General features: G+C 41.7%; 15 protein-coding genes and 1 riboswitch. All 15 genes read right to left on the bottom strand.

Annotation, left to right across the window (positions count from 1 at the left end; all coding sequences use genetic code 11):
• Window positions 1–253: 253 nt before the first annotated feature.
• The 15 genes from fkpA to H735_RS08775 all read right to left on the bottom strand — a co-directional run bounded on the left by fkpA (window position 254) and on the right by H735_RS08775 (window position 12,725).
• A complete protein-coding gene (fkpA, locus tag H735_RS08845) occupies window positions 254–1,027 on the bottom strand; it encodes an FKBP-type peptidyl-prolyl cis-trans isomerase (protein WP_020194261.1) in 774 nt (257 codons plus the stop codon).
• Window positions 1,028–1,139: 112 nt separating this feature from the next.
• Window positions 1,140–1,493 (bottom strand): hypothetical protein, encoded by a 354-nt coding sequence (locus H735_RS08840; protein ID WP_020194260.1) that lies wholly within the window; start codon window positions 1,491–1,493, stop codon window positions 1,140–1,142.
• Window positions 1,494–1,596: 103 nt separating this feature from the next.
• A complete protein-coding gene (locus H735_RS08835; protein WP_020194259.1) occupies window positions 1,597–2,205 on the bottom strand; it encodes a TfoX/Sxy family DNA transformation protein in 609 nt (202 codons plus the stop codon).
• Window positions 2,206–2,312: 107 nt separating this feature from the next.
• A riboswitch (cyclic di-GMP riboswitch) is annotated at window positions 2,313–2,400 on the bottom strand.
• A 93-nt stretch (window positions 2,401–2,493) separates the two neighbouring features.
• The gene (locus tag H735_RS08830; protein ID WP_020194257.1) at window positions 2,494–4,038 is read right to left on the bottom strand and encodes an LPD1 domain-containing protein; all 1,545 of its coding nucleotides are present in this window, start codon (window positions 4,036–4,038) and stop codon (window positions 2,494–2,496) included.
• A gap of 160 nt (window positions 4,039–4,198) precedes the next feature.
• A complete protein-coding gene (locus H735_RS08825; protein WP_020194255.1) occupies window positions 4,199–5,284 on the bottom strand; it encodes a trypsin-like serine protease in 1,086 nt (361 codons plus the stop codon).
• Window positions 5,285–5,667: 383 nt separating this feature from the next.
• Window positions 5,668–6,270 carry a class I SAM-dependent methyltransferase gene (locus tag H735_RS08820; RefSeq protein WP_020194254.1) on the bottom strand — a complete coding sequence of 201 codons (603 nt, stop codon included), beginning with the start codon at window positions 6,268–6,270 and terminating at the stop codon, window positions 5,668–5,670.
• Between the two features lie 70 nt (window positions 6,271–6,340).
• Window positions 6,341–6,814: a hypothetical protein gene (locus H735_RS08815; protein WP_020194253.1), complete on the bottom strand. Its 474-nt coding sequence runs from the start codon at window positions 6,812–6,814 to the stop codon at window positions 6,341–6,343.
• A gap of 1,052 nt (window positions 6,815–7,866) precedes the next feature.
• Window positions 7,867–8,187: a hypothetical protein gene (locus tag H735_RS08810; RefSeq protein ID WP_020194251.1), complete on the bottom strand. Its 321-nt coding sequence runs from the start codon at window positions 8,185–8,187 to the stop codon at window positions 7,867–7,869.
• A 4-nt stretch (window positions 8,188–8,191) separates the two neighbouring features.
• A complete protein-coding gene (locus H735_RS08805; RefSeq protein ID WP_020194250.1) occupies window positions 8,192–8,653 on the bottom strand; it encodes a hypothetical protein in 462 nt (153 codons plus the stop codon).
• 141 nt (window positions 8,654–8,794) lie between these two features.
• Window positions 8,795–9,082, bottom strand: a complete 288-nt coding sequence (locus H735_RS08800) for a hypothetical protein (RefSeq protein WP_020194249.1) — start codon at window positions 9,080–9,082, stop codon at window positions 8,795–8,797.
• A gap of 8 nt (window positions 9,083–9,090) precedes the next feature.
• A complete protein-coding gene (locus H735_RS08795; protein WP_020194248.1) occupies window positions 9,091–9,519 on the bottom strand; it encodes a hypothetical protein in 429 nt (142 codons plus the stop codon).
• A gap of 246 nt (window positions 9,520–9,765) precedes the next feature.
• A complete protein-coding gene (locus tag H735_RS08785) occupies window positions 9,766–10,020 on the bottom strand; it encodes a hypothetical protein (protein ID WP_020194246.1) in 255 nt (84 codons plus the stop codon).
• An 11-nt stretch (window positions 10,021–10,031) separates the two neighbouring features.
• Entirely contained in the window at window positions 10,032–10,196 is a 165-nt protein-coding gene (locus H735_RS31370) for a ribosome modulation factor (protein ID WP_020194245.1), read from the bottom strand.
• A gap of 18 nt (window positions 10,197–10,214) precedes the next feature.
• Window positions 10,215–12,401 carry an RNB domain-containing ribonuclease gene (locus H735_RS08780; RefSeq protein WP_020194244.1) on the bottom strand — a complete coding sequence of 729 codons (2,187 nt, stop codon included), beginning with the start codon at window positions 12,399–12,401 and terminating at the stop codon, window positions 10,215–10,217.
• A gap of 21 nt (window positions 12,402–12,422) precedes the next feature.
• The gene (locus tag H735_RS08775) at window positions 12,423–12,725 is read right to left on the bottom strand and encodes a hypothetical protein (RefSeq protein WP_020194243.1); all 303 of its coding nucleotides are present in this window, start codon (window positions 12,723–12,725) and stop codon (window positions 12,423–12,425) included.
• Window positions 12,726–12,745: the final 20 nt, after the last annotated feature.

Raw genomic sequence — 12,745 nt, 5'->3', positions numbered from 1 at the left:
TAATCCATTTATTTGGCCTTAATTGTTGCTACTTCCACCTAGCGCAAACGCAGCCAATAAAGGTTAACTGGTTCGCTAGTTTAGCGTTTTGGCAGTGGTGGATGCCGAGGAAAACGAGAAACCTCATAGAATTAACACTATCAGGTTTAAGCATTGGATAAAAGATATTTGGATTAGATTTGCTTATATCGGTTTATTTGGCACTTTTGACCATGTAGGAAGCTCGCATGTTTTTGATGTTGAGAAAGTTAACTTACTGCACTGCTGAAACTCTTACTAATTCCACCTTGAATACTAGTGTTGATTCTGCCGGAATACGGTCAGTTCCGTGTTTTCCATATGCAAGGCCTGGTGGTATAACAAACTCATATATACCTCCCTCCTTCATTAACTGCACACCTTCCGTCCAACCTGGAATAACTTGGTTAAGACGAAAAGATGATGTTTTACCCCGGTCGTATGAACTATCGAACTTTGTTCCATCAATTTGCTTGCCTTCGTAATTCACCTCGACAATATCATTAGCATTCGGTGACTTACCTGTGCCCGTCTTGATTACCTTATAGAGCAATCCTGTCGAGGTCTTATGAGCACCTTCCTGATTCTCATATTCGGACCTATATGACGAACCGGCTTCTCCATTTAGTTTGACTTCATTTTGTGCTTTCTCTTCAGCCATTTTACTTAACTTGGTTCCAAAATTAGATACGATCTTCTGAACCTCAGCAACTTCAATTTCTTGCTTACCTGCAAAGTAGTCTTCAATGCCTTTTAGCACCATATCTTTGTCAATAAGAATCCCCATCTCTTTGGGCTGGTCGATTTTATCAGTAATGAATTTTCCGAATGACGACCCAATAGCATACGCTGTTCTTTGTTCGTCACTCTGAAATGTAGATGAGCTTAGGTTCTGAACTTGGTCAACAGCTAGCGGATCTTTTTCAACTTTTACTGTATCCTCTTTTTGGCATCCAACAGCAAGTATGACTGCGGCCGAAATCAAAGCGACTTTAAATGATGGTCTCATTAATAACTCCAAAATTTGAGTGTGAAGATTAAAGTGCGCAAGCTCTTGGAGCATCCCACCAAGATCTTATATTGAAGACAGAAGGTGCGCTTAGCGCGGTTTTCTTTCCTATCTAGGGCACTGGAATGTATTTGAATGATTGCAGTCCTAGCCTTTTCGCATTTGCTCTTGCTGCTGCTTTATTTATAAAAGGGTAAACTCCAAGGTCTGACAAGCAGGTTAGCGATTCTTCTACCGAGCTCACTAACCATACGTTACCCACACAGGGTGGTGTGCCGCCAATCTTAACATGGTTAAGATGTCCATGTTCATCAATGGATGAAATGGTTTTGTTTTCAAGATAGTCCAGTTCCAGCTCTACAATGGAACCATCAGGTTTATAAAATTTTGGGATTCGATGCACTGTTGTCAGCAAATATCTCAATTTACATGTCCTTACTAATTTCGCATAAACTACGTCAAACATACTCTGCCATCTTGATGATGGTGAATATTTGAGATCATCTCACGGAAAGTATATTGGTCGCAATGGCACAAAGCCCACATGTGGAGGGGCTTTGTGATTACGTTTAGTTAGAATGGCTAACTTGGTATATTAATTCTTTTTGCCTTTGCTTTGGTACCCGTGACCAGTGCTTTCCCTCAATAGCGCCTTCTAGGTACCATAGGAAGTCTTGACCAATCAAGGTTGAGTGGACTTTTTGAACCTCATGAAATGCGGTTGCGGCCCCAAGCTCCTGTAATTGTTCAACTGAGTCTATACCTGCCTTATTTAACATACGTTCAGAAAAGATAGTTAGATTTGGTAGATCTTTAATTCTGGCACTATTCTTTGCGGATTCAGCGCATTTCGACTTCTGCTCTATCTTAACGTGCCTTAAAGCAACAGCTCCAATGGTAAGAATTTCCCGAGTGTCTTCCCAAAGAATCTCAGGCATAGCGAAATATAGAGTATCATTCGGGGTTTTACCTTGCTGGTGGTTGTAAGGCTTGAACTCCATAGAAATAAAGTAGTCTTTGGTTTGTGACGTCGCCTTGATGTATAGGACATCTCCGACTACTAACGCGAAGTTGATTCCATCGCAATAGATCCCGTATCCACCGGTCAATGAGCGTGCAGTTATTCTACCTAATTCTTCAAATAACCTAAGGGAGTTTTTAAGCGTTACTGTGATCATATCTTAACTCTTGGCCTAATAAAAACCATCCGAGCTTTTTGTGATATTGGTTTATCTGATTGCTGTTTCATTCTCATCTCCCAGAACACTAGTATCACCAATTTGTTTTCGGCAACCCCGCTATCTTTCCTGTAGCCAGGATTAAGACCGGAGGCTTTGCGTCCCAAAATTTCTTTTGGTTTGCTATGGTCGTGACATTTCTAATATAGAGAATAATTGGAGTTTGATCACGCTTTTTCGGCTTTTGGGGTGACATTGATCCCAATGCGTGGTGGTTAACCGAAGAACTTATCTATTAAACAATATCTTAAGATTTTTGGTGAATGTATCTTTTATTAGGTCTCTTTCTTCTCCGACTGGGTAAGGATGCTTGCTGTTATCGGCATAATCCTTCTCTTGGGTACCATAAGCCAACCATTGGTCCTTAATACCCCAATCAATTAACGTGTCTTGAACGTAAGCCTCGAAAGCTCTAGCAAGTAATTCTTCAGGCAGATCCCAGTACTTTCGACCATTCTTTTGGGAGCTGATGTTTTTGGCGTTCTGTGCATATTCACCGTAGCAGCAAGCTTCCAACATCTCCATAAAAGCCTTGAATTGTACTCTGAATCGGTTTGGAATGCTTTCTGGTGAAAAGTACCCATCAAAGACTGTGGCAGATAGCAATACTTCATCATACCCCAACCATTTTAGTGCAAGCCTTTGATCGAGCGAGTGCCAAAATTCATGTGCTATGCATCCCGGTCCGTTAAAACGCGTAAGGTTGATAACGTGAAGCTTAGGTTCATAATGAGCGCTGGCATTCCCCCTCCCCCTTGACGCGAATGCCATTCCTAATTTCCCACCTCCAATCCAGAGGTCAGATATATTCAACACATCAGCCAATAATGAAAGGGCGGTATACGTGTGATTTACAAATTGTTGTTTCTCTACTCCCGACAGGCAATTACCAAACTGAATACCCCGAAAACCGAATTGGTTCATCAATGTAATTGGGTCGATATTTTCAGAAGATTCATCAGTGGATGTTAGTTCAGTAAGAGGTTTTTTGGGGATGTATAATAATTCATCAGATTCACCTTTATCATTGCAGGCAATTGTAAACTCATCACCATGATATTTAACCAGAGCATCTACAGCTTCTTGGTATGTTGGGAAATCATTTTGATATTCGTTGCAAGGTGCCGCGTAACTTACGCTTTTCTTATTGACCTTGCACAGAGAGTAACTTTCGGCATTAGTCGTGCGATCGATGAGCTTTATCGGGAACAACTTAATTTTCTTTGGATTCACCCTCTCTGGAAAATCAAGGTAAGGTAGAAGTTTCCGGTATTGAGCAGCAGAACCACTTTTGCCCAATGGATGAAGGAACGTTTTCGCTGTTTTGGTTCCTGCTGCAAATGTTTTGTATGAACGAGTACCGTCATCTTCGGTAAAATGTTCTGTGAATCTATCCAACAGATCAGACATATCCTTTGGTGAAGCGGCGTTCTCGCATCCCTCGCGGATAAACGCAACAGCTTCCTTATATGCCTCCGCCCACATCTCGTTAGTTATTCTAACGCCACTAAATGAATATCTTTCAGTCTTGTGGGGTTTCTTTGCTAGTGAGTGATATACACTGTAGATTTGTGCAAGAGTGTCTTTATCTAAACCATCACTAAATATTTCAAGCCAATTAGGTTCGGGCCACACTGTTTTTAGAACTACATCTTTAAGGAGTTCTTCTGCTGGTGGCGTACCAGTGACTTTTTTCAACTGCGATTTGTCTGTATACGATTCTTTTCTAGCTAACGGGATAAACTCCCCAACATCAGTAATAGCTTTAGTCATACTTTTCACTTATGGAAAAAAGCATCAGAGAATTCCAATGCTTTCTAGTTTTATTCCCGTTCAGGTAGATCTCTATTGGCTATTAATCACTAAGGACCAACTTGGTATTGACCAAACTAAGACCCAACTTCTCTATGCGAGTGTTCATGACTATATTAACTTAAGTACTTGAAAGTTGTCGGCGTCGAAGTCCAGCGATTCCAAACAAACCCAAAGTGGCAAGTCCTACACTACCTCCACTTGAATCGCTTGTCGTTTGGTAGTTTGAGCCACCGGATTCATCTGTAGTTGTGTCGTTAATAATTGGTCCTGGATCGGTAACAGTTGCTCCAATTGCAGTTCGCAGTTGATCAGTAATTTCTAAATCAGGTGTTTCACTGTTACTCAGTACGTTATCAATCCATGCGTTGTAATCCGCTACTTCAGTAAATACCGCCACATCTTCAGACGACTCATTGTAACAGTTCTTCCACCCATAGCTTGTAATGCCAACCTGGTAATATTCAAACTTTGAACTGTCGTACCAATACAAAGGACCACCACTATCTCCACTACAAGTAGTATTACGTACTCGAGTAGAAGGGTCGTAACTACCCTTCATGCAAAGCTGTGACTCACCTGCCCCCAACTTGCAAGAGTTGGTAGGTTCATAATTTAAATTAGTCCAAAGTAGTTGGGTAGCGTATGTTTTATCTTCTGTTAATCCCATCCCTACCGCAACAAAAGACTTATCTTCGATACGATACGAGTTAACTTGAGATGATTGCGCTCGACTAACATACGCGGAACTGTCCACATTCATTGATGATTCAAGTTTGATTATGGCAATGTCATTCGGCCAAGGCACTGTCGAATCACTTGAGGAATCAACATATTCAGGGTGCACATATACGTACTGTGCTCGGATATTTTCCACTGTGCCACTTAAGAATTGCGATTTATTAGACAATTGAGGCAGTATGGACGTATAAACAAGGTATTCATAATTCATACCTCCACTTCCGTCGGTTACACAGTGAGCTGCCAACATTACATGGTCTGCATCAAGAATAGTAGCACCGCAATATTGGCCGTATACACCAGTAAGTGAAGTTGCATCGTAATAAACTGCAGCATATGAAGGCCAAGTTGCGGTAGTCGTGGTCTGGCCGTTATAGATAAAAGTTGTCAAATCTTCACTTGAATTTGCAACACTAGACAACCCCAAAGCGGAACAGAGCGCGATTAATAGACGTGTTCGTTTCATGTATAGACGTATCCTTCTTAATTGTCAGCACAAGGAAAACCCTTGCTGAAACAGCAATAAACTGAGATGTAAAGATTTTTTCTTGGAGTGAACGCAAGTTGGCTTCACCAGTGAAGGGCTCGTTGGTAAATTTGCGTTGTACTGCATTGAATATGAAAAAAGTGTATCACGAAACACATTGCTTACTCTATCAATACGAATTTGATCAAAACTCATATTCCACTTAGTGAGCACTTATCAATACACCTGGTTACATGCAATGCTTTATGATGTTCATCATAACTGCACTTGTAATGCAATGAACAATGTTAGACCGCAGGACTCATTATTCCTCTCTAGACATTAATCAGGAAATCAGACCCAAAAACCTATGTTTTTTCTCTTCATTTTTGAACAGCCATGATGTTAGCTGGTAATGGCTGGTGACTACAGGCAACAATCGCAAAACCACTTTGGTTTTTTAGTAACTTTAGCTCAGCGACGTATTTAAAATGCTCCTGAGTTTCCGCAACAATTTCCCCCGAACGATATTGTTTCTGAAACGTATTGCGTTTCGTTCGTACACCGTCACCTTCAGGCACACCCACAATTTTATCTGTACGGACACTAAGAAAGGCTATTTTTCGTGTGCATGACGCGATCTGGTGAAGCACGAATTGGCGTGACTCATATGGTAGGACGTTAAGACAATAGTTAGCAATCACGTAGTCATGGTGACAGCCCAAAGCTTGGGGATTCGGGCAGTAAGTATAATCGTGGTCTGCGACTTGACCAAACTCTGACAGTTTGTCGGAATCGTGCTGTGCTTTTCCCTTGGCGTAATGGAGAATACTTGAGTATGAATCAATCAAACCATACCCAATGATGCACTTCAATGGAGCAGTAAGACCAGAACGAAATATTGCGGTTTTTGCACTAATGGCAAAATCAGAGTGTTGTATCTCATTGCAAGCCGGCAGCGGAGATTTGGGTGCAGTATTGGGCATTTTATTATCCTAGTGTCAAATTGAGATTGTGGATGTTTAACTATCAGAGCGTGTTATTTTAGATTCTCATTCATCGTGCAATGCCTACTTTTGATAGCCACATATTCCAATATTTTTCTCGACCAATTTTGAGATAAAACCCTTGGTCTAAATTGTCATTCATTACTACACAAGCCTTCCATTGCTTTGTTCTTTCCAATGAACTTTGATAATCGAAACCCTGATAATTATGCATGACCATCAAGTGCTTCTGGTGGAAGATATACGGATTATTTCGATAGCGAGTTAACCTCCCTTTATTGATATCGTATGTGTATGCAAGTGCTGGCTCATGCGTCTCGTCAAATTCTGGGCAATGGATCAATTGAGCAGTTCGACGCTTTACATCGAGTCGCACAATGTTTGCTTCAGGCGCAAAGTCTTTGGCTGCTGCAAGAATAATTTCAGCTTCGCTCTCATTCACCACGATCGTCAGGTAATTAATATGAAACCAGACCAGATTACCTATTCTTTTCCCGACCGGATTGTGTGTATATTGTGACATTAACCTTCCTGTAAAGACCACCAGCAGGTATGGGCCATTATAACGGTGACCATTACGATATTGTTGTGTGCTTGGATATGATCAGGCATCGTTACGGGCACACTATAATTTCTCAAATTCTGACCAAAAAACTCGCAGTCAAACCACTAACTGAGGATTAGTCCTGTCATCCCAATATCGATTGGTTTATAGTAATTCCTACTGCAGATGCAGTTCCTTCCTTTACAACTATTTTTTGAGATTCCAGCTTAGCTATCATGGTTAAGCTATATGTGTTTTTTCGGAACCCAATTCCTTTTCTTCATACCCACACACCCTTTTGTCTATATATATCAAAGGGAGAGACGAGGTTTGCCGCCCGCTTCACCCCCGCAGTTCCACCTTGACTACCCCACTCGCTGCCGCCCTTTTTCGTCGCTTTTCTTTCCCCTTCCCCTTTACTAATTTTTGTTCCTGTTCTTTCCGATCCGATCACACAACCACCTCAAAACGCCACAGATTCCTTGCCCGGCCCTCGCGAAAAAAGCTCAAAAAAAAGAAAAAAAAGAAAAAACAAAAAATCGCGCACACCCATGTTAATTGGGAGCGCTGTCGCGCAGGCTTGGCAGGGAGGTCGAGGGGTCGGTTGGTTCCGAATACCCCTTTTGTATATATAGACAGATTGTGACCGCGTAACGATAGTGTTTGGTCGATGGATATCCCCACATCATTTTTTCATGATTTGTCGCATGGAGGGTTGAGTTTGATTTATGACAAAATCTAGGTGTGTTGACTAGATTTTGTCACGTAGGAACTTACTGTGAATTAATCTGTGGGTGTCAATTAGGAATTAATTGATAAAAGATATGCGTTTAAAGCAGTCACTGCCTGTTGAATAAGTGAAGAATATTGGACCTCTTCATGCAAACTATCCATTAGATAATGGATGAATGGTGCATAAGGCTGAGCTCTAGTTTGCATCAATACCTATGGATGAGGAAATCGATTGTGCTTCGGGTGGTGTTACACACCCATTCTACATACAATGGCCGTATCGAAAAATAAAATGGTTATTATTGTTTCTCTTTACCCCATGACCAATCGTGATTTATTAATCCTATCAGGCCGTATATCAGGATTAGTAAGCAAGTGATTGAAACCATGTTTACAGCAGTCGTCGAAAATTGAGTTAAGCCACCATGTTGCTTAACTATGTTAGCGACCAAACCAATCAACCCGAGCAAAACGGCAATCGCAGGAGCTTTCCAGCCTAAAAAAACACGTACTATCCAATGTTGACTTTCGGTTATCTCGCGCTCTATTTGAGCTATATCTGAGCTTGTTAATTTCTTACGATTACTCATTATTTCTCCCTTTGGGTCGATTTTTTCCATAGTTTTACTTTCTTTCCTGAAGTCGATGTAGGGCTGGAATTAACGGTGCAGTAATAATCGCCCAGTACTGAGGATCGAGATCAACCTTTTCAAGCAATCTTCCACCAACAGGGGGCAACTTTTCCGGATTAGCAAAAAACCACTCTTTTGCCATCGCAATAAAGATTAATGGATAGAACATAGCCGAATTACATACTGCGGTTTTGAACATTCCATTGAATTGCTCTAATCGAATTTTGTAGTCCTCTTTCCATGTCGGATATTCTGTCGCAAAAATTTGCTTACAGTAATTCACTGCTAAACTCTCTAAGTTCTGTATGTTGTGCAGCATTATTGTGGGGGTTACCTTTGAGTAAGCAACCTTGCAGGCTTCTTCCACTATCACTGACGCATCCATCTGGAAGGCGAGTAGCGTTTTGTCTTTGTAACGTAGTGTTTGATTTATTTGCTGTGATATTGATTTCATGATGTAACCTTATTCAATTATCCGCTGTGACTGAATTGGTGATACTGCAATTTTTGTCCGTTTATTCAAGACCCTTGACCATTCCTGGTGATTACTTCAAAGGCCAGCGTTCCAACAGCACTGGCATTAGGATTCTGCTAATTACGATTTGGACATCAACTGTTTGAGACCTTCAGGCATCATGTTACGAAATTGCTCAGCTCGCTCTTCAATACATACCTCATTGAAGCGCTCACCGAGAATGGTATGAAGCTTGTCTTGAGCATCTTTGTTTTCGGACGCGATGATCATATATGTATTCTCACCGTTCACTTTCCCCATAGACACCTGTAATGATCCCTTGTAGTCTCCCCGCTTGCTCAAGCGCTCAACCATTAAATTTAGCTCTTCAACAAATGGGTCGTTACTTACTGATTTGTTATCAGACATTCTCACTCCTATATTCCTTGATCTGCTCGTTTAATTTCAAAGCCATTTGACCGCATTAGCGTTATCGCATCCCCATGATGTTTAACCCGCCACGTTTCGTGCCAAGCGCGATCCTTGGTTGATAGACCGACCTTCACCTCAGAGGTACTTTCATCTAGCTTAATGCAGCTGTCATCTAGAATATGAGTTGATGGAGCCACAAACCATAACCAATTCGAATCGATTTCCGGACACTTTTCGTAACCGAATACAGTTGCCGTCTGTTTTTCACCAATCAGTAATTCTACAGGTGACGCGATGTAGATCGTTGTCGGCCCCATTTCTTTAGCCATTGTGACCATTTCATTTTTTAGGTCATCCATACCGCAACCTGTGAGCAATATACCCAGGGCAGTAAGAGCCGCAATTCGTTTTTGTTTATTACAACGCAATTTCATTAACCTATCCTACCTTTCGCCCCTTGACTTCATGAAGTCACCAAATCGCTTTATATGGTATGGGGTATAAATAAGAACCAATAAACAGACGGCAATAGTACCATCCACTCCAAATTTAACATGATCGAATGGCAATCCGGTGATGACGCTTTTGAGGAATTGAGTTCCGATCATAATTGCACAATTCATTAAACCCCATATCAAAAGTGATTTGTTAAAAGTCAACTGTCGCATTTGCTATTTACCTCAATCTAAAAATAGCCACTCTTCAGCAGTCTCGTGAGTGACCGCGTCTGTTGTCATCTCAATTTCCGCACCATGATATCCGCCTACCACCGGTTCTACAGCGGCAGTTGCTGCAGATTCAGCTTCTTCTAGGTTTGGGAATACAACCACTTCCTCACTGTAACTACCCTGAACGATCAACTTACAATGACCCTCATAGCCATCAGCGACATTCGTTACCACATCAGGTCGAATGTCATCAAGTAAAAGTGACATAACTTACGACCTTATGATTGTTTCTTTGCTTGAATTTCAGTGTCTTCTTTTGCATCTTCCCAACCATCTGACCAAAATTCAGCATCCAATCCGAAATAGGGATTGGACAATTCTGATTCGCCACTAAGGTAGGCTTGATAACCGGACTGGTAGATAGCTTCTTGCTCTTCATCCATCTGATAGTATCCTCTGAATTAAGCGTTCTGAATATCAGCAACCGCAATATCGGCCGCACAGGATTCTGCTTTTTTCTTGCTTGGCATAGTCGGTCCTTCAATCTCAAACTTCTGCCCGTTGTAATCAAACGTCACAATCGCTTTGAACATAGGAGGTTGCATATCTAACGTTTGAGTCCGATATATCGGCATGGCTAACTGATTCTTTTGCATAAGCTCGTTAAGCCATGACTTAGCATTACTTACTGCCGCTGGCTTTGGTTCAACGATGGCAGCATTTATTACATCCTGCGTTTCATTAATTAGCTGTTGGAATGCCTGCTTCTCTGCGTCTTTCTTACTACCTGATGACGCATTTGCGGTGTAATCCGTACCGTTGTAGACAAATGAGATAGTCGCCACCCATTGAGGTTCATGAGAGGACCCTGAACTTGTCATTTCCGCGACAGGAGAAGCAATGCCCATTGATGCACAGAGTTCATAGAAATGACCTTTAGGATTGGGTAGTGATGTCTGAGCTGACTTTGTTTTTGAATTTTCCACCAGCTGCGGGGTATCTGGCTGTTTGTCTGCCGGCACATCAACCCCTTGCTCGGTAATTTGCTCAAACAGATCTTTCGATACTTCCTGCTCTGCTTCTTTCTTTTGAGCTTTCTTAGTCGTAGCTGTAAAGGTGATAGAGCCAATTGTTACGGTTCCCTTGGTTTCCCATGCGGGCAAATGCGCTTCTCCAAGGTTGAAGCTTTCAAATTCCGGATTAGCCACACCTAATTTCTGGCACAATTCGAAGAGTTTACCTTTGTAGTTCATTACTGAGGCCTTATCGTTATTAATTTCATTCTGAATGGTTTCAATATCAAGATCGAAGACTTCCACAATCAGATTCGTTAACTCATTGAGATTACCGATAGGTAGTGATTTACCTTCTTGCTGCTGCAGAATCTGCAATACCGTCTTCATCATTGGCAGATTGCGAAGAAGGGAGTCACCTAATCGCTGTTTAAGTTCTGGTGCGTAGCGTGTTGAGCAACCAATCTTATCGGCATGAAACACCACTGCCACCCAGACTTGTGATGACATCATGAGTTCAGCATCAGCTAAGAAATGATTTAGAGCCCGGTCGATAACATCTGGATTTTCACCGCGTTTAACTATCTGAGCAATCTGACTTGTGGTTATGGACTGAGGATTTGCGTTAAGCACCTTAATAGCGTTACGTACCGCTTGTTGCTTGGACCTTGACTCTCTATCTGACGACATATCCAATAACCGTCCATTCAGCCTCTGACAGCGTTGTTCGGAGAACAATTCAATTTCATCGCCATCAAGGAATGCCTCTATGACCTTCTGGTTGTAGAGATCTGGGAATCGCCTTAAAGGACTGGTGAAGGTTGCATACGCCAGCTGATTTAGACCGACATGTCCCTTGTTAAACATACTGTAATTAGCTTTATTACAGTATGAGCGTAAGCGGCGCGACTGCTCTTCTATCGGCATAGCACTGTAGACTTCATGCATGGCACCGCTGAGATCATCAATGTTCTTTGCTTCGTGGTTTCGATAGATTATTGGTAGTTTGTTTTCTAGACACCAGTCTGCCATCAACGTATTGGTCAGAATCATAAATTCTTGTATAAGAATATGACCATGGATCTGCGAACGCTTTACTTTATGCAGCTGACCTTCTTCATCAGCAAGAATCCCATTTTCTATATCTATAAAACTGAGGGTATCCTGTTTCATTGTGCGTCTTTGAAATAAAGCTAGGGCACAATCAAGCCCTTCTATCACCGCCAAGACCGCACCGGGATCTTCTATTGTATCTGTATTGGTTACCTGTTCATAACTCAGTCTTGCATGATTGGTAACGCTGGTTGAAGTGACATCTATAAGTTCTGCTTCACCTGAATTTTGTATCAGTATATTGGCTTTCATCACTTTTCGATGCCGCCCTTGTAGTAAGGACATTTTGTCTTCTGAAATGCTTTTAGGCAGCATTGGACTCATGGCGTACCCGCCGACGTATTGCGTTACTACTCGCTGTTCTGCGTCCAGATAAACATATTCGGGTTCAGATTGTATTGCTCGCGCAACATTCGTGACATATACATCAAGTGACCATGCATTTCCTGCACGAGTAATTGAGAACGCATCATCTAGGTCTTGAGAGGTAGGTCCATCAACAGTGACTATCGTTTTATTCATTGTATCTTAGCTACCTTAGGGTTAATCCCGTTCTAGCTTAATAGCAAATACTTTGGTTGGCACATTGTCAAAATGTGGGTGAACAAGATCTTCAATGATTTTAAATCCCTTCCATGGGAAGGTAAGTATCTTGCTGGTATCTCCTTTCTTGGGATACCCGAGCTTATATTGAATATCTTTGAACTCTTTCGGAGAGCCGTCTTCATTCGTCAGCAAACTAATCCAACGTTCGTTGTATAGTCGATATTCCCACCCCTTATCACCTGATGCGGCTTGAAGCCAATAAATCTTGTTGACTGGGATGTGCAGGGATTTTAATTCCATTTCAATACATGCTCCTCTTT

The sequence above is a fragment of the Vibrio owensii CAIM 1854 = LMG 25443 genome, from assembly GCF_000817815.1.
In the GTDB taxonomy this organism is placed as follows: Bacteria; Pseudomonadota; Gammaproteobacteria; order Enterobacterales; family Vibrionaceae; genus Vibrio; species Vibrio owensii.
Note: the sequence above shows the minus strand (reverse complement) of the source record. Positions and strands in the feature narration are given on the sequence as shown.

Bases quoted from the DNA above. Each gene is read 5' to 3' on its own strand.
- fkpA (WP_020194261.1), bottom strand. From the start codon at position 1,027: ATGAGACCATCATTTAAAGTCGCTTTGATTTCGGCCGCAGTCATACTT.
- H735_RS08840 (WP_020194260.1), bottom strand. From the start codon at position 1,493: ATGTTTGACGTAGTTTATGCGAAATTAGTAAGGACATGTAAATTGAGA.
- H735_RS08835 (WP_020194259.1), bottom strand. From the start codon at position 2,205: ATGATCACAGTAACGCTTAAAAACTCCCTTAGGTTATTTGAAGAATTA.
- H735_RS08830 (WP_020194257.1), bottom strand. From the start codon at position 4,038: ATGACTAAAGCTATTACTGATGTTGGGGAGTTTATCCCGTTAGCTAGA.
- H735_RS08825 (WP_020194255.1), bottom strand. From the start codon at position 5,284: ATGAAACGAACACGTCTATTAATCGCGCTCTGTTCCGCTTTGGGGTTG.
- H735_RS08820 (WP_020194254.1), bottom strand. From the start codon at position 6,270: ATGCCCAATACTGCACCCAAATCTCCGCTGCCGGCTTGCAATGAGATA.
- H735_RS08815 (WP_020194253.1), bottom strand. From the start codon at position 6,814: ATGTCACAATATACACACAATCCGGTCGGGAAAAGAATAGGTAATCTG.
- H735_RS08810 (WP_020194251.1), bottom strand. From the start codon at position 8,187: ATGGAAAAAATCGACCCAAAGGGAGAAATAATGAGTAATCGTAAGAAA.
- H735_RS08805 (WP_020194250.1), bottom strand. From the start codon at position 8,653: ATGAAATCAATATCACAGCAAATAAATCAAACACTACGTTACAAAGAC.
- H735_RS08800 (WP_020194249.1), bottom strand. From the start codon at position 9,082: ATGTCTGATAACAAATCAGTAAGTAACGACCCATTTGTTGAAGAGCTA.
- H735_RS08795 (WP_020194248.1), bottom strand. From the start codon at position 9,519: ATGAAATTGCGTTGTAATAAACAAAAACGAATTGCGGCTCTTACTGCC.
- H735_RS08785 (WP_020194246.1), bottom strand. From the start codon at position 10,020: ATGTCACTTTTACTTGATGACATTCGACCTGATGTGGTAACGAATGTC.
- H735_RS31370 (WP_020194245.1), bottom strand. From the start codon at position 10,196: ATGGATGAAGAGCAAGAAGCTATCTACCAGTCCGGTTATCAAGCCTAC.
- H735_RS08780 (WP_020194244.1), bottom strand. From the start codon at position 12,401: ATGAATAAAACGATAGTCACTGTTGATGGACCTACCTCTCAAGACCTA.
- H735_RS08775 (WP_020194243.1), bottom strand. From the start codon at position 12,725: ATGGAATTAAAATCCCTGCACATCCCAGTCAACAAGATTTATTGGCTT.